At 67.2% G+C, this 20063-nt stretch carries 16 protein-coding genes; 11 read left to right on the top strand and 5 right to left on the bottom strand.

Going from position 1 to position 20063, the window contains the following annotated elements:
- The first annotated feature begins 14 nt into the window (after nucleotides 1–14).
- The 9 genes from NMQ03_RS15975 to NMQ03_RS15930 all read left to right on the top strand — a co-directional run bounded on the left by NMQ03_RS15975 (nucleotide 15) and on the right by NMQ03_RS15930 (nucleotide 11497).
- The gene (locus NMQ03_RS15975; protein ID WP_255172983.1) at nucleotides 15–1367 is read left to right on the top strand and encodes an Nramp family divalent metal transporter; all 1353 of its coding nucleotides are present in this window, start codon (nucleotides 15–17) and stop codon (nucleotides 1365–1367) included.
- 93 nt (nucleotides 1368–1460) lie between these two features.
- Nucleotides 1461–2921, top strand: a complete 1461-nt coding sequence (locus NMQ03_RS21065; protein ID WP_303693626.1) for an aminotransferase class I/II-fold pyridoxal phosphate-dependent enzyme — start codon at nucleotides 1461–1463, stop codon at nucleotides 2919–2921.
- A gap of 37 nt (nucleotides 2922–2958) precedes the next feature.
- On the top strand, nucleotides 2959–3999 hold the full coding sequence (locus NMQ03_RS15960) for an o-succinylbenzoate synthase (protein WP_255172982.1): 1041 nt from the start codon (nucleotides 2959–2961) through the stop codon (nucleotides 3997–3999).
- A 50-nt stretch (nucleotides 4000–4049) separates the two neighbouring features.
- Complete coding sequence (locus NMQ03_RS15955; RefSeq protein WP_255172981.1) at nucleotides 4050–4280, top strand: hypothetical protein; 231 nt, start codon at nucleotides 4050–4052, stop codon at nucleotides 4278–4280.
- Nucleotides 4281–4406: 126 nt separating this feature from the next.
- Nucleotides 4407–6473 carry a PhoX family phosphatase gene (locus tag NMQ03_RS15950; protein WP_255172980.1) on the top strand — a complete coding sequence of 689 codons (2067 nt, stop codon included), beginning with the start codon at nucleotides 4407–4409 and terminating at the stop codon, nucleotides 6471–6473.
- Nucleotides 6474–6714: 241 nt separating this feature from the next.
- Nucleotides 6715–8136 carry an extracellular solute-binding protein gene (locus NMQ03_RS15945; RefSeq protein ID WP_255172979.1) on the top strand — a complete coding sequence of 474 codons (1422 nt, stop codon included), beginning with the start codon at nucleotides 6715–6717 and terminating at the stop codon, nucleotides 8134–8136.
- Nucleotides 8133–9158, top strand: a complete 1026-nt coding sequence (locus NMQ03_RS15940; RefSeq protein WP_255172978.1) for a carbohydrate ABC transporter permease — start codon at nucleotides 8133–8135, stop codon at nucleotides 9156–9158. Before NMQ03_RS15945 ends, NMQ03_RS15940 begins: the two co-directional genes overlap by 4 nt.
- 8 nt (nucleotides 9159–9166) lie before the next feature.
- On the top strand, nucleotides 9167–10069 hold the full coding sequence (locus NMQ03_RS15935) for a carbohydrate ABC transporter permease (protein ID WP_255172977.1): 903 nt from the start codon (nucleotides 9167–9169) through the stop codon (nucleotides 10067–10069).
- Nucleotides 10070–10102: 33 nt separating this feature from the next.
- Nucleotides 10103–11497, top strand: a complete 1395-nt coding sequence (locus tag NMQ03_RS15930) for a glycoside hydrolase family 32 protein (protein ID WP_255172976.1) — start codon at nucleotides 10103–10105, stop codon at nucleotides 11495–11497.
- A gap of 42 nt (nucleotides 11498–11539) precedes the next feature.
- Here the strand turns inward: NMQ03_RS15930 and NMQ03_RS15925 are convergent, their stop codons facing one another.
- On the bottom strand, nucleotides 11540–12628 hold the full coding sequence (locus NMQ03_RS15925; protein WP_255172975.1) for a LacI family DNA-binding transcriptional regulator: 1089 nt from the start codon (nucleotides 12626–12628) through the stop codon (nucleotides 11540–11542).
- A gap of 379 nt (nucleotides 12629–13007) precedes the next feature.
- Here NMQ03_RS15925 and menD point away from each other — a divergent pair, with 379 nt between their 5' ends.
- The gene (gene menD, locus NMQ03_RS15920; RefSeq protein ID WP_255175634.1) at nucleotides 13008–14759 is read left to right on the top strand and encodes a 2-succinyl-5-enolpyruvyl-6-hydroxy-3-cyclohexene-1-carboxylic-acid synthase; all 1752 of its coding nucleotides are present in this window, start codon (nucleotides 13008–13010) and stop codon (nucleotides 14757–14759) included.
- Nucleotides 14760–14858: 99 nt separating this feature from the next.
- On the opposite strand, the gene NMQ03_RS15915 is transcribed toward menD, so the two are convergent.
- The 4 genes from NMQ03_RS15915 to NMQ03_RS15900 form a co-directional block, all read right to left on the bottom strand.
- Nucleotides 14859–15635 carry an amino acid ABC transporter ATP-binding protein gene (locus NMQ03_RS15915; RefSeq protein ID WP_303693621.1) on the bottom strand — a complete coding sequence of 259 codons (777 nt, stop codon included), beginning with the start codon at nucleotides 15633–15635 and terminating at the stop codon, nucleotides 14859–14861.
- The gene (locus NMQ03_RS15910; RefSeq protein ID WP_255172974.1) at nucleotides 15632–16591 is read right to left on the bottom strand and encodes an amino acid ABC transporter permease; all 960 of its coding nucleotides are present in this window, start codon (nucleotides 16589–16591) and stop codon (nucleotides 15632–15634) included. Before NMQ03_RS15910 ends, NMQ03_RS15915 begins: the two co-directional genes overlap by 4 nt.
- Nucleotides 16592–16626: 35 nt before the next feature.
- The gene (locus NMQ03_RS15905) at nucleotides 16627–17580 is read right to left on the bottom strand and encodes an ABC transporter substrate-binding protein (RefSeq protein ID WP_255172973.1); all 954 of its coding nucleotides are present in this window, start codon (nucleotides 17578–17580) and stop codon (nucleotides 16627–16629) included.
- A 189-nt stretch (nucleotides 17581–17769) separates the two neighbouring features.
- A complete protein-coding gene (locus tag NMQ03_RS15900; protein ID WP_255172972.1) occupies nucleotides 17770–19170 on the bottom strand; it encodes an isochorismate synthase MenF in 1401 nt (466 codons plus the stop codon).
- A gap of 114 nt (nucleotides 19171–19284) precedes the next feature.
- Between NMQ03_RS15900 and NMQ03_RS15895 the strand changes: the two genes are divergently transcribed.
- Nucleotides 19285–20061, top strand: a complete 777-nt coding sequence (locus tag NMQ03_RS15895) for a demethylmenaquinone methyltransferase (RefSeq protein WP_255175632.1) — start codon at nucleotides 19285–19287, stop codon at nucleotides 20059–20061.
- The last annotated feature ends 2 nt before the right edge of the window (nucleotides 20062–20063 follow it).

The raw sequence follows: 20063 nt of genomic DNA, 5'->3' as shown, positions 1-20063 counted from the left end.
GCGGAGAAGACCGGATGAGCAAGGCCGAAACCACCGGGCCACCCAACATTGGGGGCACGGCCCCTGGCGAAGCGCGCAAGTCCCTCCTTCGCCGCTTCAGTTCCCTCCTGGGCCCCGGCCTGGTGACCGGTGCCGCCGACGATGACCCATCAGGCATTGCCACCTATGCAAAGGCCGGCGCCACCTACTCCAACGGCATGCTGTGGACCGCGCCGGTGGTCCTGCCCATGATGATGGCGGTCCAGGAGATCTGCGACCGGACCGCGCTGGCTACCGGCGAAAGCCTGGGCAGGCTGGCCCGGCGCAAGTTCACCCGCCGCCCGCGGGTGGTGATCGCCGTGCTCATCATCGCCCTGCTGGTGGGCAACATCCTCAATGCCGCAGCGGACCTCATGGCAATCGGGCAGGGCATGCAAATGCTTGGCGCCGGCCCGGACCACCTGTGGAGCGCCATAGCGGGGATCGGGATTGCCGTGGCGCTCATCAGCGGTTCGTTTGCCGTCATTGCGAAGGTCTTCAAATGGCTGTGCCTCACCCTGCTGGCATACGTCGCGGTCCTGTTCGTCGCCAACGTGGATTGGCCCGACGTCCTTGAAGGCATGCTGGGCATGAAGTTCAGTTTCGCCCCTGAATACCTTGGCCTGGTGGTCGCCGTGCTGGGCACCACCATCTCGCCGTACCTGTTCTTCTGGCAGAGTGCCCACCGGGTCCAGGAACTGCGGGCCGAGGAGCACGGCGGTGACGAGGCCGTGGGGCTGAAGGACCGGCCTGACGCTGCCGCCGCCGCCCACACCCTCCGGAAGGCCCGCGCCGACGTCTTCATCGGCATGGTCTTCTCGGTCCTGGTGATGTTCTCCATCATGGCGGCCACGGCAGCAACCCTGGGCCGGGAAGGCACCGAGGTGAATACGGCTGCCGACGTAGCCAAGGCGCTGGACCCAGTCGTGGGGCCGGCCGCCACCATCCTGTTCGCCGCCGGTTTCATCGGCACCGGCATCCTGGGCGTTCCGGTACTCGCAGCCTCCGGGGCAGCGGGGCTGGCCGGCCTGCTGGGCAGGGATTGGGGCCTGGACCTCAGCCCACGGCGCGCCCCCTTGTTCTACACGCTGCTGGGGGTGGGCATTGTGGCCGGTGTCCTCATCAGCTTCTTCTCCTCCGACCCCATTGGACTTCTGGTCTTCAGCGCCACCGTCAACGGCATTGCCGCCGCCCCGTTCCTGGTGGTCACCATGCTGATCTCGCGGGACAAAGCCATCATGGGCGAGTACCGCAACGGCAGGCTCGCCGCCACGCTGGGCTGGTTCACCGCGGCAGTCATGGTGGTGGCAGGCACCGTGGGCGTCTGGACGACCCTCACCGGAGCTTAGCCCGGCCGCCGCACGGTACCGCCGCCGTCGTACGCGCCCCTCTAAACCACGTACCGCGACCCTACTGACCGATCCAACGAAAGGAACAACAGCATGGACCACAACGAAGCGCCGTTGCTGGACGCACTGGACAGCTATCACAAGTTGGACCGCTACGGCTTCACCCCGCCCGGCCACCGGCAGGGCCGCGGCGCGGATCCCCGCGTCCGGGACATCCTCGGGCCCGACACCTTCCGTGCGGACGTCCTCGCCTCGGCAGGCCTGGACGACCGCTCCTCTTCCGGCGGATACCTGAAGAAGGCAGAGCAGCTGATGGCTGATGCCGTGGGTGCGGACCAGGCCTTCTTCTCCACCTGCGGCAGCTCGTTGTCCGTGAAGGCAGCCGTCATTGCCGTGGCCGCCGGCAAAGGTGATTTGCTCGTCAGCCGCGATGCCCACAAATCCATCACGGCCGGACTGGTGTTCTCCGGCATCCAACCCCGCTGGATCCGCCCCCGCTGGGACCCCAACCTGCATATCGCCCACCCACCGTCGCCCGCGGATGTGGAGGAGATGTGGGAACGCTACCCGGACGCGACCGGCGCCCTGATCGTCAGCCCCACACCCTACGGCACCTGCGCGGACATCGCCGCCATCGCAAAGATCTGCCACGACCGCGGGAAGCCCCTGATCGTTGATGAGGCCTGGGGCGCGCACCTGCCGTTCCACGAGGACCTGCCCACCTGGGCGATGAGCGCCGGCGCCGACGTCTGCGTGGTATCGGTGCACAAGATGGGCGCCGGTTTTGAGCAGGGTTCCGTCTACCACGTCCAGGGGGACCTCGTGGACACCGCGCACCTGTCCCAGTGCGCGGACCTCTTGATGACCACCAGCCCCAACGCCATCCTGTACTCGGCCATCGACGGGTGGCGCCGGCAAATGGTCCAGCACGGGACCGAACTCCTTGGCAATGCCCTGGGCCTGGCCAGGAGGCTGCGCAGCGGCATCGACGCGCTCCCCGGGATCCATGTGCTCGAGGACGAGCTCCTCGCGGAGGAATCCTCGCACGACCTGGACCGGCTGCAGATCCTCATGGACCTTTCGGGGCTGGGGATCAGCGGCTACCAGGCGGCGGACTGGCTGCGGGAAAACTGCCGGATCGACATGGGGCTCAGCGACCACCGCCGCATCATGGCCACCATGTCCATGGCCGACGACGACGCCTCGGCAGAGCGGCTGCTGGCGGCGCTCCGGGCCCTTATCGACGCCGCCCCGTCACTTCCGGCCCCGCCGGAGGTTTCCCTGCCCTCGCCCTCGGACCTGGAACTGGAGACGGTTGCCCTTCCCCGGGACGCCTTCTTCGGTCCCCGAGAGGATGTGCCCGCCCGGGAAGCTGTGGGACGGGTCGCTGCCGAGCAGATCACGCCCTACCCGCCCGGCATCCCGGTGGTTGTTCCCGGCGAAAGGATCAACGAAGCCGTCATTGAGTACCTGGAATCGGGGCTGAAGGCCGGGATGGTCCTGCCCGATCCGGCCGATCCGTCCCTGGGCACCATCCGGGTGGTGCGGGAGTAACCAAGCGGCACCCGGCCTGCGGCGTACAGTAAACGGCATGCCCAACCCCGGTCTCTTGTCCGCTCCTGCCTACCCGCCCCAACCAGTTCCCCCGCTGGCGGAACTGCTGGCAGGGGCCCGCGTGGTCAGCCTGCCCATGCGCGTGAAGTTCCGCGGGATCATGCAGCGGGAATCCCTCCTGCTCCAGGGTCCCGCGGGCTGGGGCGAGTTCTGCCCGTTCCCTGAGTACGGCGACGCCGAGGCCTCCCGGTGGCTGGCCGCCGCCATCGAGGCAGGGTGGCACGGTTTCCCGGCCCCCCTGCGGACGTCGGTTCCGGTCAACGCCACGGTCCCGGCCGTACCCGCCCACCGGGTGCCGGACGTGCTGGCACGGTTCGGCCGGGTGGACGCCGTCAAGGTCAAGGTGGCGGAGCAGGGGCAGTCACTGGACGACGACGTTGCGCGGCTTCACGCTGTCCGCGCGGCTTTGCCGGATGCTGCGGTCCGTGTGGATGCCAACGGCGGCTGGGACGTGCCGGGCGCCGTGGAGGCACTGACGCGGCTCGCCCCGGTGGGGCTCGAGTACGCAGAGCAGCCGGTGCCGTCCATCGAGGGCCTGGCCGAGGTCCGGACCCGGCTCCGTGACGCCGGAACTCCGGTGTTGATCGCCGCGGACGAGAGTGTCCGCAAGGAGACCGACCCCCTCCGCGTGGCCCGGGCCGGCGCGGCGGACCTGATCGTGGTCAAGGCGGCACCGCTTGGGGGAGTGCGGCGCGCCCTGGACATCGTGGCACAGGCCGGACTTCCCGCCGTCGTCAGTTCCGCACTGGACACGTCCGTGGGCATCCGGGCCGGGCTGGCGCTGGCCGCCGCCCTGCCGGACCTGCCGTACGCCTGCGGCCTGGGCACGGTGTCGCTGTTCGAATCGGACATCACGCTGGACCCCTTGGTGGCCGACGACGGCGCCATCCGCCTCCGCGACGTGGCCGCTGACGCCGGGCTGCTGGAGCGCTTTGCGGCTTCCGCTGAGCGGCGGGACTGGTGGCTGGACCGGCTCCGCCGCGTCCACGCCCTCCTCACCCCATCGATTGCTCCATAACTGCCGTTTTCAGACCCCAAAACGGCAGTTAGTCAGCAGCCGATGAGGCGGTGGCGGGACTTGGCCTTTTCGGTGCGCTGATCGTGCTGGTGCCGTACCGGCGGCGCGAACGCTGGGCCTGGTACGCACTCTGGTTCTATCCGTTGTTTTGGGCGGCGCATCTCATCGGGAATCTCCCTCCGGGTAACGACCACGTCCACCAGGTGGTCTTCATCGCCCTTTCGCTCGCCGGGCTCCTGCTGCCTGTCCGCGCCTTCTTCCCGCCACGGAGCAGCCGATGAGGGATTGGGCAACGTTCCTGCAGGTCACGGGCGGTTAACCCTAACTTCATCAACTGGATGGGTTCCTGTAGGAAGCGGCTGGAAGGGTGGTCGGGCACCCCAGAGAGATTCCTTGGAAGGTTCCCCATGTCTGAAACCGCCCGCAAGTTCACCCTGCTGCCCATGCTCGGCCATACCAAGGGCAAGCGCAGCCCCGTCACGTGTGCACTCAAGTGCGACAACGCCTGCGCCGGTGACGTCTGCAACACCAGCTCCAACAGCTACTTCCGCGACATCGCCTCCGCCACCATGTCCCGCCGCGCCGCCCTGGGCCTTGGCGCCGCCGGTGCGCTCGCCGTCGCCCTCGGTTCAGCCGTGAGCTCCGCCGAACCTGCCTCCGCCGCGGGCCTGTCCAAGGCCGCCAAGGAAGGCTTCGGCAACTCCAAGCTGCAGTTCACCGCCATCAAGCCGGTCGACAAGGCCGTCGACGCCTTTACCGTGCCGGAGGGCTTCACCTGGCAGCCGATCATCCGCTGGGGCGACCCGCTGTTCAGCGATTCCCCCGAGTTCGACCTGAACAACCAGACCGCCGCAGCCCAGGCCCGCCAGTTCGGCTACAACAACGACTACACGGACATCGTGGAAATCCCGGGCAGCAAGGGCCGCCGCGCTGTGCTGTTCACCAACCACGAGTACACCAACGAAAACATCATGGTGCCGGCTGGCTACGACCCCGTGGAAACCCGTGCCATCGGCCGCGCCGCGCACGGCCTGGCCGTGGTGGAGTTGGAGCGCAAGAACACCACCAAGCCGTGGAGCTACGTGAAGGGCGCGCCGCTGAATCGCCGCTACCTCTCGGACACCACCTACGAACTGACCGGTCCGGTTGCCGGCTCGGCGCTGGTGAAGACCGTGGCCGACCCGTCCGGCCGCGCCATCAAGGGCACGTTCGGCAACTGCTCCGGCGGCACCACCCCCTGGGGGACCATCCTCTCCGGCGAGGAAAACTTCAACGGCTACTTCGTCGCAGGCGGAACGTCAGCCGGCGACAAGCGCTACGGGCTCACCGCCAAGCCCACCGCACGCAAGTGGGAACTCGATGACCCCCGCTTCGACACCCGCAATGCCGGGTACGAGAACGAGGCCAACCGCTTCGGCTGGATCGTCGAAGTTGACCCGTTCGACCCTGCCTCCACCCCCAAGAAGCGCTCCGCCATGGGCCGCTTCAAGCATGAGGGCGCCAACGTGATCGTGGCCGAGTCCGGCCACGTGGTGGCCTACATGGGCGACGACGAGAAGTTCGACTACCTTTACAAGTTCGTCTCGGCGGATAAGTACCGGGAGGGCGACCGCAGGCACAACATGAACCTGCTGTCCGAGGGCGACCTCTACGTTGCCAAGTTCACCGGCAACTCGCCCGGCGCGGAGATCACCGGGACCGGGGCGCTTCCCTCCGACGGCGCGTTCGACGGCACCGGCGAATGGCTGCCCCTAGTGGTCGGCGGAAAGTCGGCAGTCCCCGGCATGTCCGTCGAAGAGGTCCTGGTGTACACCCGCCTGGCCGCGGACAAGGTGGGCCCCACCAAGATGGACCGCTGCGAGGACGTCCAGCCCAGCCTGCACACCGGCAAGGTCTACGTGGTCTGCACCAACAACTCCGACCGCGGCACCGGCACCAAGGAAGGCGCCACGGAGGTCAACCCGCGCACGCAGAACCGCGACGGCCACATCGTGGAAATCACCGAAACCGGCGACCAGACCTCCATGAAGTTCAACTGGACCCTCCTGATGGTTTGCGGCGATCCGGCGCAGGGCGACGTCACCTACTTCTCCGGCTACCCGGCGGACAAGGTCTCGCCCATCTCCTGCCCGGACAACGTGGCCTTCGACTCCGTGGGCAACCTCTGGATCTCCACCGACGGCGCCCCCTCCGGCATCGGCTACAACGACGGCCTCTTCAAGGTCACCCTGGACGGCGCCGAGCGCGGCAAGGTGGAGCAGTTCCTTTCCGTTCCCCGCGACGCCGAAACCTGCGGCCCGGTCATCCACGATGACGAGCGCACCGTGTTCGTCTCCGTGCAGCACCCGGGCGAGGAAGGCACCTTCGAGGCGCCGCACTCGTTCTTCCCGGACTACGTCCCGGCAGGCACGACGCCGGCACCCGGCCAGGTGCGCGCGCCCCGTCCCTCAGTTGTCCAGGTGTTCCGCGGCTAACCCCTTCCAACCGTGGACGCGCCATCACCTTTGGTGGCTTTTCCGGGGACGCGCCATCACCTTTGGCGGCTTTTCCGGCAACGCCCGCTCACCTTCTGCCCCCTCCGGCGGAATGGTGGGCGGGCGTTTCGGGCTTAAACGCCGCCCTACCCCGCTGCCGCGGAGGCACCCCCATGTGATGCTTGACACGTGTTAGGTCGGTCATCTACAGTTCCTAACACGTGTTAGGAAGGAAAAGGACATGACCGGAGCCATAGACGGGCACCTGCGGGACATCACCCGCCGTACCGCCCTGGGTGCCCTCGGCACGGGAATCATCGGAGCAACCGTGGCGTCGTGGCCGCGGCTCTCCGGAACGGACATTCCGGGCCGCGGAGACAACAGCCTCAGCATCGCCATCATGGGCACCGCCGCGGACGCCGCCGCCCGCCAGCGGGCCATCGACACATTCACCCGCCTCCACCCGGAAATCCGGGTCAAGGTCCAAGCCATCCAGGCCGTGGACTGGAAAGACTTCTTCACCAAAATCCTCACCATGGTGGCCGCGGGAACCCCGCCGGACGTGGTGTACGTGGCCACCGAGGGCGCCCAACTGTTCGCGGAAAAGCTGGCCCACCCGCTGGACGAGTACATCCGCCGCGATGCCGCGGACATGCGCGAATTCTTCGATGACGTGCACCCCAGCCTGGTGGAAGCCTTCATGTACAAGGGCAGCCTCTACCAGCTCCCCATGGACTGGAATGCGGCCAACATGTACTACAACACGGCCGCGTTTGCGCAGGCAGGCTTGGACCGGCCGGCGGACGACTGGACCCACATCGATTTCCGCAACAGCCTCGCCGCGATGCGCAAGGCCCGGACCTCCGACTTCACGCCCTACTACTGGACCAACAGGCTCTTTGGCGGCGTGGTGCCGTGGCTCTATGCCAACGACACCAGCTTCCTCAAAGAGACCAGGTCCGCAGGAGGCGACTGGCTCTGGGACGGCTTCTACGCCAACGACCCCTCCCGCAGCCTCCGCTCCGGCGGCTACCAGTGGCTGGAACCGAACGCGAACGACGACCGGGTGTTCGAGTCCTTCGACTACCTCCGCGGCCTGGTCAAGGACGGACTGGGCGTCCGGCCGGAAGAAGGCGGGGGCAGTTCCCTGGTGGGCCTGTTCGCCTCCAACCGGATCGGAACCACGCCCGCCGGCGGCTACTGGGTGCAGGGCCTGCATGAGGCCGGCATGGGCGCCAACGACTTCGACGTCCAGTTCTTCCCGCGCTGGAAGACCCAGCGCCACCAGTTCGGCACCGCCGGCTACGCGATCATGAAGACCGCCAAGGACAAGGATGCCGCCTGGGAATGGATCAAGTTCAGCTCCAGCCGTGAGGCAATGGCGCTGATCTTCCCTAGCCCGATCACCACGCCGGCGCGCCGCTCCATGGTCAACGAACAGCTGTATGCCGGCAAGGGTCCCGCCCACTGGAAGGTCTTCTACGACACCCTGGACCGGTTCCCCACCACGGGCCCCATCCCGGCACCACCCCAGCAGGCCGCCGTCGAAACGGCCCTGATGAAGAACGTATCCCTTGCCGTCAGCGGGGACGAGCAGCAGCTCAAGCAGGCCCTCGCATCCATGCAGCGCGACCTTGAACTTGCCCTGAGGAGGCAGTCATGAGCACCACCACCCCGCCCCGCGAACGGCCCAGGCGGGCAGCCGGCCGGGCAAGTACGACGACGGCCCGCACCCACGCCGCCAGCGGCACCAGCGGTGCCTCGGGCGCCGGAGGCCGCACCACCGGCGCCAGGCACAACCAGCGCTGGCTGGCCTGGATCTTCCTGGCGCCCACCATCCTGGGCATGGGCCTGTTCACCCTGGTTCCCATCGTGGCCTCGGTTGTCCTGGCCTTCTTCCGCTGGGACATCATCTCGGCGCCAACCTTCGTGGGCTTCGACAACTTCTCGGAAGTGGTCCAGGACCCCACCGTGCGGGTGTCCTTCCTGAACACCATCGTGTTCGTGGTGGTGGCGGTGGCACTCCAGCTGGGACTCGCCCTGGCACTGGCGGTCATGGTGCAGGAGAAGATGCCGGCGTGGCTGCGGGTATTCTTCCGGTCCGCGTTCTTCTTCCCGCTGATCCTGTCCGCCGCCTCGGTGTCCATCTTCATGCGGTACCTCTTTAACGAACAGTTCGGCGTGGTCAACTGGTTCCTGTCCCTGGTGGGCATCCCCGCCGTGCCGTGGCTGACCACACCGGGCGGATCGGCCGCCGTCGTGATCCTGGTGTACGTCTGGCAGAACTTCGGCTTCTCCTTCCTCCTGTTCATCGGGGGCCTGGCCTCCATTCCCGTCGAGACATACGAGGCAGCCGCGATTGACGGCGCCACCGCCGCGATTGACGGCGCCACCGGCTGGCGCAAACACCTCCACGTGACGTTGCCGCTGCTGAGCCCCACCACGCTCGTCGCCTCGGTCATGGCCATCATCAGCGCCCTGCAGGTCTTCGACCAGCCCTACGTCCTGACCCGCGGCGGCCCCGGCGACTCCACCCGCACCGCCGTCATGGTCATCTTCGAATCGGCGTTCCAGCGGCTCGAATTCGGACAGGCGTCAGCCATCGGCGTGCTGCTCACGCTGATCATCATGGCCATCACGGCCGCACAGTTCCGGCTCAGCAAACGATTCGTCTTCTACCAGTAAGGCCAGCCATGACAACCACAACTGACCACGGCCTGGCCGGACATTCGCCCCGGCTCTCCCAAGGCCTCCCCATCACCACGCCCAACCGGAAGAAGTTCAACGGGAGCTTCGCCGTCCGGACCCTCCTGCTGCTGCTCGCAGCCGCCCTCACGCTCGGACCTGTGCTCTGGACCCTGTCCACGTCGCTGCGTTCGCCGTCGGAATCGTTCAAGCTGCCGCCGTCGTTCATTCCCTGGAACCCGGACTTCACCTCCTACGGCGAAGTATTCAAGCAGCTGAATATTTTCCTGCTGGTCCTCAACAGCGCCCTGGTCACCGGCGTGATCGCGGTGGGCCAGATGGTCTCCGCCGCCCTGACCGGCTACGCGTTCGCGCACCTGAAATTCCGTGGTCGCGGGGCGCTGTTCTCGATCGTGCTGGCCACCATGATGGTGCCCGTACAGGTGACGATCGTCCCCGTCTTCATGCTGATCCGCGGCATGGGCCTGTCCGACACCCTGCTCGCGCTGATCCTGCCGGCCATCCCGACGGCGTTCGGCACGTTCCTGATGCGCCAGTACTTCATGGGGCTGCCGGCCGAACTCGCCGAAGCCGCCTCGATCGACGGCGCCAGCCCGTGGCGGACATTCCGTTCGGTATACGCGCCCCTGGCGATGCCCGGCATGGCGATTGTGGGAATCCTCGCGTTCAACTTCCACTGGAACGAGTTCTTCCGCCCGCTGATCCTCACCATTTCCGAACAGAACTTCACCCTCCCGCTGGGCCTCGTCTCACTGCAGGGCAACCTGGGCACCGGCAGCATTTCGGTGGTCCTGGCGGGCGTAGTCCTGTCCATGATCCCCGCGCTGGTGGTCTTCATTTTCGGCCAACGCGCCCTGCAGGACGGCCTCACAGCCGGAACCGGCAAGTAAACCCTTCCTCCCTCAAGCCCGAAAGGCCGTTCCATGACCTCCCCGGACCTCGCCGCCGTCCATCCCGGCACCGTCACCTTCGACGACGTTGCCGCCGCCCACCCCGACCCCGCCTTCCCCCGCTTCCACCCGCGCCCGGCGCAGGGCTGGATCAATGACCCCAACGGCATCAGCTTCATCAACGGCCGGTACCACGTGTTCTTCCAGTACAACCCGGACTCGGCCCGGCACCACAGGATCGCCTGGGGACACGTGAGCTCGGTGGACCTGGTCCGCTGGGAGGAGCACCCCGTGGCGCTTCGCCCGCAGGATGGCGGCCCCGACGAGTACGGCTGCTGGACAGGGGTGGTGACGGACGACGACGGTGTTCCCACCGCTGCCTACTCCGGCGTCCGCGGCGACGGGGGCCACTCACAGGTGGTCATCGCCCGCGGCTCGGAGGACCTTGTCCACTGGGAGCAGGCAGGCCACGTTTCCGCCACCATGCCCGCCGACGGACTGGTGACCGCAGTGCGGGACCCGTTCATTTTCCGCTTCAACGGCAAGCGGTACGCCATGCAGGGCGCCGGACTGGCCAACGGGCACGCCGCCCTGCTGCTCTACACCGTGGACGATCTGACCGACTGGAAGTACCAGGGCATCTGGCTGACCTCGCAGAACCCGGTTGCCGCCACCTTCACGCCAGCGGAGATCTGGGAATGCCCGCAGCTGGTGCAGGTGCCCGACAACAATGCCCCTGCCGGGGGCAGCTGGCTGATGATGTTCTCGCTCTGGCTCGCCGGCGACTCACACGAACACGCCAACGGCGTGGGCCACCTGATCGGATCGCTGGCCGAAGACCCCGCCACAGGGCTGCCCGTCTTCACGCCGCGGACCGGCGGAAAGTCCGATCTCGGCCGCGACTTCTACGCCCCGCAGGTGGTGTCCCTGGCGGACCGGGCCCTGCTGTGGGGCTGGGCCAACGAAGGCCCGGGGCGGGACGGGCGCCGCGGCCGCAGCCAGGCAGAGATCGACGCCGCCGGGTGGGCCGGAGTCCTGACCTTCCCGCGCGAGCTGTCGATAGTCGGCGGTTCCCTTGCGGTCAGCCCTGCCCCGGAAGTCGATGCCTACCGTGGAGAGTTGCTCACCGGCCAGGCATCCGGGACGGTGCCGTTGCCTGCCTTCGCCGAGGCCGTGGTCACCGCAGGAATGGGCGGTGCTGTGGAGCTGCTCCTGGTGGGGAACGGAAGCCGGCAGGTGGTCTTCAGCGGCAGCGTCGACGCAGGGGAGGAGCTGCGGGTGTTCGTGGATGCCTCCCTGGTGGAGGTGTACCGTTCCGGGTCGGTGGCAACCACGCTGCGTGCTTACCCAGCTGCGGGGGAGAAATGGAAACTAAGCCTTCCCGCAGGGGCAACGGCGGACGTCTGGAGCCTGGCCAGGCCCGCATAGCCCGCTCCAAACCGGCCTGGCGGGCCCCGGCCGGCGGCGTGGTCAGCGTCCGGCCGGGACCGGGCCGGTGGATTCCCTGACCACCAGCCGGCAGGGAACCATCGTCTCCCTCGCGGTGCCGGAGACGGCGGCGGCAGCCGGGCCGTCGTCGTCGGACGTTCCCTCCGGTGCAGACCCCACCTCGGCGAGCAGTGACGCCATGGCCGCCGCCCCCATCTCCCGGAGCGGCAGGGCCATGGTGCTCAGCGCGGGGACCATGGCCTTCGCGATGCGGAATTCGTCGTCGTACCCCATGACGGACACATCCTGCGGGACGCTCAGGCCCAGGCGGTAGCAGGCCAGCACTACACCGATGGACAGACGGTCGTTGGCGCACAGGATGGCAGTGGGCCGGGCGGCCGGTTCCACGCCTTCGAGGAGTTTCATGGCACCGTGGAAACCGGCGTCGATGTCCCAGCCCACCTGGATGACGCGGTCCTCGTTGACGGGCATCCCCGCGCCGCTGAAGGCCGCACGGTAGCCCTCGATCCGGCGGGGCGCCGCGGGGGTCAGGGAGTCGCCCGCGAGGAATGCGATGTCCCGGTGGCCCAGGGACATCACGTGCTCTGCGGCTTCCCGGCCACCGCGCACTTCGTCAGGAATCACGGCCGGAAGCCCTGCCTCCGGACGGTCATCGAAGCAGTTGGCCAGGATCGACGGTACACGCGCCATGTTTGCGGGCACGTGCAGCGGCCGCAGGCCCACGGTCACGTACATCAGGCCGTCCACCTGGCGGTCCAGCAGGGTTTCCACGGCGCTCTCATCGCGGGACTCGTCCAGCTCGGTGTCCATCACCACGGTCACGAAGCCGTGTTCCCGGGCCACGGCATCAGCGCCGGCAATGATGTTGCCGTCGAACGGGCTCGTGACCACCTGGTCGGACACGATGCCGATGACCCGCGATTGCTGGTTGCGCAGGCTCAGGGCGATCTTGTTGGGGGAGTAGTTGAGCGCTGCCGCCGCCTCCCGGATCCGTTGCTGGCTTTCGAGCGCCACGTTTCCGTCGCCGCGGCCGTTCAGCACCAGCGACACGGCACTGCGCGAAACGCCTGCCAGCTTGGCGACGTCGAGGGCGGTGGCCTTGCGCTTCATGGGCGGTCCTTCGCATGCTCGGATCTCTTGCTTGGATGAAGTTTACCTAACTCGTGTGAGCTTCCGCTCCGTTCCGACGCCCCATCACTTCCCGCCCCCTTCCCGGGAACGCCCCATCACCTTTAGCCCCCTTCCCGGGAACGCCCCATCACCTTTAGCCCCCTTCCCGGGAACGCCCCATCACCTTTAGCCCCCTTCCCGGGAACGCCCCATCACCTTTAGCCCCCTTTTCGGCAACGCCCCATCACTTCCCGGGGGCGCCGGGGCAGGAGGTGATGGGGCGTTTGACGATTCGGTGCAGGAGGTGATGGGGCGTATGGCGATTCGGGGCAGGAAGTGATGGGGCGTTGGAGGGTGGCAAACTGGGTTGGTGACTTCGTTGAACGAACCTGCCCCGGACACCCCCGGGCTGAGCAGCCCTGACGCCCCCGACGCTGAGCTGAGTGCGCTCGCTGCGGCGAGGATCGCCGTCGAGGTCCTGCTCGACGGCGGCGTGCGGCACGTGGTGGTATCGCCGGGTTCGCGGTCGGCCCCCATGGCATACGCCCTCGCCGAAGCCTCCGCCGCGGGCCGGGTGGACATGCTGGTCCGCATCGATGAGCGTTCCGCAGGATTCACCGCGCTGGGCCTTGCCCTGTCCAGCGGCTCGCCCGCAGCCGTCCTCACCACGTCCGGAACCGCCGTCGGAAACCTGATGCCTGCGGTGATGGAAGCCAACCATGCCGCTGTCCCGCTGATCGTCCTTTCGGCAGACCGGCCCGATGAGCTGCGCGGAACCGGGGCCAACCAGACCACGGTGCAGCCGGACCTCTTTGGCGAGCACGTCCGGTTCGCCGCCGATGTTCCCGCCGGCAGCAACCCCGAGCGGGCCATCCAGACCGGACTCTCCGCAGCAACCGGCGCATTCCCGGACCTTCCGCCGGGCCCGGTCCAGCTCAACCTCGCGTTCAGGGACCCGCTGGTTCCGGCCCCCGGGGACCGGCTGCCCGACGCCGTGGAGCGCCAGCGCTACCGGGTGGGATCCGAGCCGCTGGTCATGAACCTGCCGACGGCCCCGGACACGCTGCCGGAGCGGCGCACGGTGGTGCTGGCAGGGCACGACGCCGGCCCCGTGGCCGAAGCATTCGCCCGTGCCCACAACCTGCCGCTGCTCGCTGAGCCATCCTCCAACGCCCGCTTCGGTCCAAACGCCGTGGGTCCGTACCGGCTGCTGCTGGAGCACTTCCGGGCCGGTTCCGCGCAACCGATCGAACGCGTGGTGTTGTTCGGCCGGCCCACGCTGTCCCGTCCGGTGGCCGCGCTGCTGGCCAGTGCCGACGTCGAATCTGCCCTGTACCAGCCTGTCCCGGTCGCCTGGTACGAGCCCGGGCGCCGCACCGAACTGCCGCTGGAAAACCTCGCGGACCTCGCCGGATTCGCCGGCCGCGGCAGCTCCAGCTGGCTGGACACGTGGCTGCTTGCCGGATCGGCCGCGCAGCACGCACTGGACCAGGTGGTGTCCGCCGACCCCGCTGCCACCGGCCCCTCGGTGGCGTCGCTGGTCTGGAAGCATTCGCGCGGCCAGCTGCTGCTCGGTTCCTCCAACGGCATCCGCGACGTGGACCTCGCCGGACTTCCCGCCGCGGATCCAGCCGCCACCGTGTACGCCAACCGGGGCCTGGCCGGCATCGACGGCACCATTTCCACCGCCACCGGCATCGCTTTGGGCGGCCGGCAGCAGACCACCGTCCTGCTGGGCGACGTGACCTTCCTGCACGACGCGGGCGGCCTCCTCCTCGGCGCGGGGGAAGAAGAGCCGGACCTGCGGATCGTGGTCCTGAACGACGCCGGCGGCGCCATCTTCAGCCTGCTCGAGCACGGGGGAGTGGAGGAAGGCGGCCGCTACGGAGACGCCGTCGAGCGACTCTTTGGCACCCCGCACTCGGTGGACATCGCGGCACTCGCGGCGGCGTACGGCGTCGGGCATTCCCTGGTCAGTACGACGGCGGGACTCGCCGAGGCGCTTGACCGGCCTGTGCAGGGACGCAGCATCGTGGAGGTCCGCGCGGACCGCGGGGCGCTGCGCGAACTCCACGCCCGGATCAAGGAAGCAGTCTCCGCCGCCGTGGAGGCTGTGTTGTCGGGGCAGTAGCTGCCGACGCGCACAATCCGCTGTGACACGGAAATGCCCTGCCGCTACCGATATACCGGCAGCGACAGGGCATTTGCGTGTCGAAAGTGAGGAACCGCGTCAGAGCACGCGGCCGAGGAACTCCTTGGTCCGCGCGTGCTGCGGGTTGGCGATGATCGCGCGGGGATCGCCCGACTCCACCACCACACCGCCGTCCATGAATGTCAGCGTGTCACCCACTTCACGGGCGAAGCCGATCTCGTGGGTCACCACGATCATGGTCATGCCGGACTTGGCCAGGTCCTTCATCACGTTCAGGACATCGCCCACCAGTTCCGGGTCCAGTGCCGAGGTGGGTTCATCGAAGAGCATGAGCTCCGGCTCCATGGCCAGTGCCCGGGCGATGGCCACGCGCTGCTGCTGGCCGCCGGAAAGCTGGGATGGGTAGTGACCGGCGCGGTCGCCCAGCCCCACCCGGTCCAGCAGTTCCAGTGCGCGCTTCTGGGCGGCTGCCTTGGACTGGCCCTTTACGTGCACCGGCGCTTCCATGACGTTCTGGAGCGCGGTCTTGTGCGGGAACAGGTTGAAGCGCTGGAACACCATCCCGATTTCACGGCGCTGGGCGGCGATCTCCTTGGTCTTGAGGTCATGGAGCCTGCCGTTGACCTCGCGGTAGCCGATCAGTTGGTCACCCACGGAGATCCGTCCGGCGCTGATGCTCTCCAGAAGGTTCACGCAGCGCAGCATGGTGGACTTGCCGGAACCAGACGGACCGATCACCACCGACACTTCGCCCTGGTTGACGGTCATGTCGATGCCCCGGAGTACATGGTGGTGCCCGTAGTACTTGTGGAGGCCCTCGATCTTGACCAGCGGCTTCTCTGCTGTGATCGTCATCGTGCACTCTCCTCGGGGAAGTCCGTCTTCATTGAGCGATGTGCATCAGCACCGGCGCCCGCGGCTTTGGCAGCTGCCGGGTTGACCGCTGCCGGGGCCGAATTGTCCACACCCCTGCCGTAGTACGCCTCAAGGTAGTGCTGCCCGACCATCAGGATGCTGGTGACCAGCAGGTACCAGAATGCCGCAACGATCAGGAGCGGGATAGGGAGGTAAATGCGGTTGGCCAGGGCGTTGGTGGCAAAGGTCAGGTCAAGGGTGAACGGGACGGCCAGGACCAGCGACGTGGTCTTCAGCATGCCAATCGTTTCGTTGCCCGTGGGCGGAACAATGATCCGCATGGCCTGCGGCAGGATGATCCGCCACATGATCTTGCCCTTGGACATGCCCAGCGCCTCGGCGGCTTCCTGCTGGCCCTTGTCCACGGACTTGAGGCCGGCCCGGAAAATCTCCGCGAGGTAGGCGGATTCGTTGAGGCCCAGGCCGAGGATCGCAGGGATCAGGCCTTTGCTGGGATCTGACAGCGCGTAGCTGAAGAGCTCCGGTCCAAACGGAATGCCCAGGGTAAAGGCCGGGTAGAGAACCGTCACCAGGCCCCAGAACACGAGCTGCGTGTAGACAGGCGTGCCACGGAAGAACCACACCCACACCCAGCTGGTCCAGCGGAACACCGGGTTGTCGGATTGCCGCATGACCGCCAGCAGGATGGCCAGGACAATGGCCAGCACCATGGAAGCAACCGTCAGCAGGAGGGTCCAGCCCACGCCCTGGACGACCTTCACATCCAGGATGTAGGTGCCCACAACGTCCCAGCGGAAGTTGGGGTTGGTGAACAGGCTCTGCAGGAATGCCGCCACCAGGAGAAGGATAATGACGGCGCTGACCCACCGGCCCGGGTGGCGCACCGGCACTGACTTGTTCAGGACCGGCGCGTCCCCGTGTTGATGGTGTTCCATGTGCACGCCTGACTTGTCGTCGGTAACGCGAAAACTCAAGACTTGACCGCCGGGTTGACCTCGGACTTGGTGATGGCGCCTTCAGAGTTGCCCCAGCCGTCCAGGATCTTCTTGTAGGAGCCGTCTTCCATCAGCTTGGTGACGGTCTTCTGGATGACCTCTGCCCAGGCGGTATCGGCCTTGGCCACGGCGATGCCCTGCGGAGCGGAGTCGTAGACGTCGCCCAGCTTCTCCAGCTGGCCATTGGTCTGGGTCAGGGCGTAGCCGATGATGGGGGAGTCGGCAGCCATGGCGTCGATGCTGCCGTTCACCAGGCGGGTGGTGACATCCGTCTGGTTCTTCAGGGTGACGATGTCAATGGGCTTCTTGCCGTCAGCAACGCACTTCTTGTTGCGGTCGGCAAGGTCCGGGTCCTCCTGGACGGTGCCGGTCTGCACACCGATGGACTTGCCGCACACGTCGTCCAGGGAGAACTTGTTGGGGTTGCCCTTCTTCACGGCCCAGGCAGTGCCTGCGTTGAAGTAGCTGACCATGTTCACTGCCCCCAGGCGCTCCGGGTTAATGGTGAACGAGGAGATGCCCAGATCGTACTTGGGGCCGAGGGCCGGGAGGATGCCGGTGAACTCTGCGGTCTGGACCTGGACCTTGAGTCCCAGGGTGGCGCCGATGGCCTTGGCGATGTCCACGTCGTAGCCGACAGGTGTCTGGCCGTCCGCACCGAGGAATTCGGCCGGGGCGTAGCTGGTGTCGGAGCCAACCGTGATGGTGCCCTTGGACTTGATGGCGTCCGGGACCATGGCGGCCAGGGCGTCGTCCTTCTTGACGGTGGTGGGATCAAAGCTGGCGCTGGCGCTGCCCGAGGAGGTGGCCGCGCTGGAGGGACCCGTTTCCGAGGCGTTGGTGCATGCTGAGAGGGCCAGGGCGCTGATGGCGATCATGGTGGCAGCGGTCAGCTTGGACGTGCCCAGGAGGGTACGGGGAGTCTGCATTTCTTACCTTTTGTTGCAGGGGCTATGAGGTACTAACGCGGCTTATAGTGTAACGCTCAACAAGAGAGGTACGTCACACGCAACTAAGTTTCACTATTGGATAACTGTAACGGTGACAAAATCAAGCCTTCCAGAGCAGCAGTCGTCTGTCATCCCAGACTCCTTGCCCAGTTGGGGTGCGGAGGACCCTCAGCTGCTGATGCCCAGGGACTCCAGCATCGGCCGGAACTTGGCCCAGGTCTCGGCCAGTTCGGCCTCCGGCTGGGAGCCGTCAACGATGCCGCAGCCGGCATACAGCCGCACGGTCCCAGGGGACTCTATGACCGCCCCGCGCAGGGCGATGCCCCACTCGCCGTTGCCGGCAGCGTCCAGCCAGCCCACCGGCCCGGCGTACGGCCCGCGGTCCAGGTGCTCCAGCCTGCGGATCAGTTCACCGGCCACCAGTGTGGGCGTCCCGCAGACCGCGGCGGTGGGGTGCAGCGCGTTGATCAGGGCCAAACAGGTGGGCACGTGGCCTTCCACCTCGGTGAGCTCGGCCTTGACGTCGGAGGCCAGGTGCCAGACGTTGGGCAGTTCCAGGATGAAAGGTTCGTCATGGGCATTCATCGCCTCGGAGAAAGGTGCCAGCTGCTTGGTCAGCGACTGGATGGCGATCTCATGCTCATGCCGTTGCTTCTCGGAGACGGCCAGGACGCGGGTGGCGTAGTCCATCGGCGGACCGTCCTCGCCGTGCGCGTCGCGGCGGTCCAGGGTGCCGGCCAGCACGCGGGCCTGGGCGGTGCGACCCTCCACCTGGATCAGCATCTCGGGTGTGGCCCCCACCAGGCCGTCCACGCCATAGGTCCAGCATTCGCGGTACCGTGCAGCCAGCTCCCGCAGCACGTCCGCGGCATGTACGCCGGAGGGAATAGTTGCCACGACGTCCCGTGCCAACACCAGCTTTTCCAGGGCGCCTGTGCGGATTTCGGCAACACCGGCGGCCACGGCCTCCATCCACGCTTCTTCGCTGAGGGAACCTGTGTGCAGCGTTGCGCCGGCAGCCAGCGGGAGGGGACGCACGACGGCGCCCCCTGCCTGGGCGGGCACGTCACCGACTGAAGCGTCCCCGGCTGAGTCCGCTGCCGGCGTCGTGCCTTCCGTGGCGGAGGCGGCGTGGGAACCGCCGTCCAGCCAGCGGTCCAGTGCGGCGAGGGCCGTCTCTTCGGTGAGCGGGCCGCCGTCGAACGTCAGCTGGGTAAGCCATGCCTGGTTGTCCCGCACGCCCACCACGATTTCCGGCACGATCAGCCGTGACCCGTGGGCTGACGTCTTGGAGAAAGCAAAGGAACCAAAAGCCACGGGACCGGTGCCTGGCAGCTCCACGGAATCCGCCACCTCAGCCTCCAGGACCAGGTGCCGCCACCAGATGTCCGCCTCAAGGAACCGGTCAGGGCCCGTGGAAGTGAACCGTGCAATCTCGCCAAAACCGGCCAGCCCGGCTTCGCGGCGGGTCCAGCAGAGGACATCGTCCCGGACCAGAAACGAAGGCAGTCCCCCGGGGAATGCTTTGCCATCCAGGGGGACCGTCAGGGTGCGGAACGTGCTCGTCATGATGAGACAACACTACTCCCGCGTACGCCGGGGCCTTCCCGGCGCCCGGACACCCTCCGAAGGAGCCCGGCATGGCTGGTCAGGACCGTCAGGAACATTTGAGACAATGTCATGGTGAACCGAGCATCCTTGGATAAGCGTCCGGACGAAGTAGCCACGATGTTTGACGACGTCGCACCGAAATACGACGTCGTCAACGATGTCCTCTCCATGGGGCAGACCCGCCGCTGGCGGAAGATCGTGGTGGACGCCATGGAAGTCTCCAAGGGCCAGCGGGTCCTGGACCTCGCGGCCGGAACCGGCACCTCCAGCGAACCGTATGCGGACGCCGGCATAGACGTTGTGGCCTGCGATTTCTCCCTGGGTATGCTCAAGGTGGGCAAGCGCCGCCGCCCTGACATCGACTTCATCGCCGGTGACGCCACCAACCTGCCGTTCGCCGACAACACGTTTGACGCCACCACCATCTCCTTCGGGCTGCGGAACGTGAACGAACCCAAGAAGGCGCTGCAGGAAATGCTGCGCGTCACCAAGCCCGGCGGCAGGCTGGTCATCGCCGAGTTCTCGCAGCCGGTGGTTCCGCTGTGGCGCACCATGTACACCGAATACCTGATGCGCGCCCTGCCGGCCATCGCCGTCAAGGTCGCCTCCAACCCGGACGCATACGTCTACCTCGCCGAATCCATCCGCGCCTGGCCGGACCAGGACCACCTGGCCGCATGGCTGCAGGAGAGCGGTTGGGAGAAGGTCACCTACCGCAACCTCACCGGCGGCATCGTGGCCGTGCACCGCGCGTTCAAGCCGGCTGATTCCTCGCCCGACGGCGCTGCTGCCGCCATCGCTGCGCACAAGGGCCCGGTGGCCAAGCTGCGCCGCAACACTGTCCGCTGACC

Origin of the sequence: Arthrobacter sp. DNA4 (genome assembly GCF_024362385.1) — a bacterium.
In the GTDB taxonomy this organism is placed as follows: domain Bacteria; phylum Actinomycetota; class Actinomycetes; order Actinomycetales; family Micrococcaceae; genus Arthrobacter.
The sequence above is the reverse complement of the archived record's forward strand: the minus strand, read 5'-3'. Positions and strand labels throughout refer to the sequence as shown.

Excerpts from the sequence above, each read along its gene's own strand:
- NMQ03_RS15960 (WP_255172982.1), top strand. The coding sequence starts at position 2,959 with ATGCCCAACCCCGGTCTCTTGTCCGCTCCTGCCTACCCGCCCCAACCA.
- NMQ03_RS21065 (WP_303693626.1), top strand. The coding sequence starts at position 1,461 with ATGGACCACAACGAAGCGCCGTTGCTGGACGCACTGGACAGCTATCAC.
- NMQ03_RS15950 (WP_255172980.1), top strand. The coding sequence starts at position 4,407 with ATGTCTGAAACCGCCCGCAAGTTCACCCTGCTGCCCATGCTCGGCCAT.
- NMQ03_RS15945 (WP_255172979.1), top strand. The coding sequence starts at position 6,715 with ATGACCGGAGCCATAGACGGGCACCTGCGGGACATCACCCGCCGTACC.
- NMQ03_RS15915 (WP_303693621.1), bottom strand. The coding sequence starts at position 15,635 with ATGACGATCACAGCAGAGAAGCCGCTGGTCAAGATCGAGGGCCTCCAC.
- NMQ03_RS15925 (WP_255172975.1), bottom strand. The coding sequence starts at position 12,628 with ATGAAGCGCAAGGCCACCGCCCTCGACGTCGCCAAGCTGGCAGGCGTT.
- NMQ03_RS15910 (WP_255172974.1), bottom strand. The coding sequence starts at position 16,591 with ATGGAACACCATCAACACGGGGACGCGCCGGTCCTGAACAAGTCAGTG.
- NMQ03_RS15975 (WP_255172983.1), top strand. The coding sequence starts at position 15 with ATGAGCAAGGCCGAAACCACCGGGCCACCCAACATTGGGGGCACGGCC.
- NMQ03_RS15940 (WP_255172978.1), top strand. The coding sequence starts at position 8,133 with ATGAGCACCACCACCCCGCCCCGCGAACGGCCCAGGCGGGCAGCCGGC.
- NMQ03_RS15905 (WP_255172973.1), bottom strand. The coding sequence starts at position 17,580 with ATGCAGACTCCCCGTACCCTCCTGGGCACGTCCAAGCTGACCGCTGCC.
- NMQ03_RS15900 (WP_255172972.1), bottom strand. The coding sequence starts at position 19,170 with ATGACGAGCACGTTCCGCACCCTGACGGTCCCCCTGGATGGCAAAGCA.
- NMQ03_RS15930 (WP_255172976.1), top strand. The coding sequence starts at position 10,103 with ATGACCTCCCCGGACCTCGCCGCCGTCCATCCCGGCACCGTCACCTTC.
- NMQ03_RS15935 (WP_255172977.1), top strand. The coding sequence starts at position 9,167 with ATGACAACCACAACTGACCACGGCCTGGCCGGACATTCGCCCCGGCTC.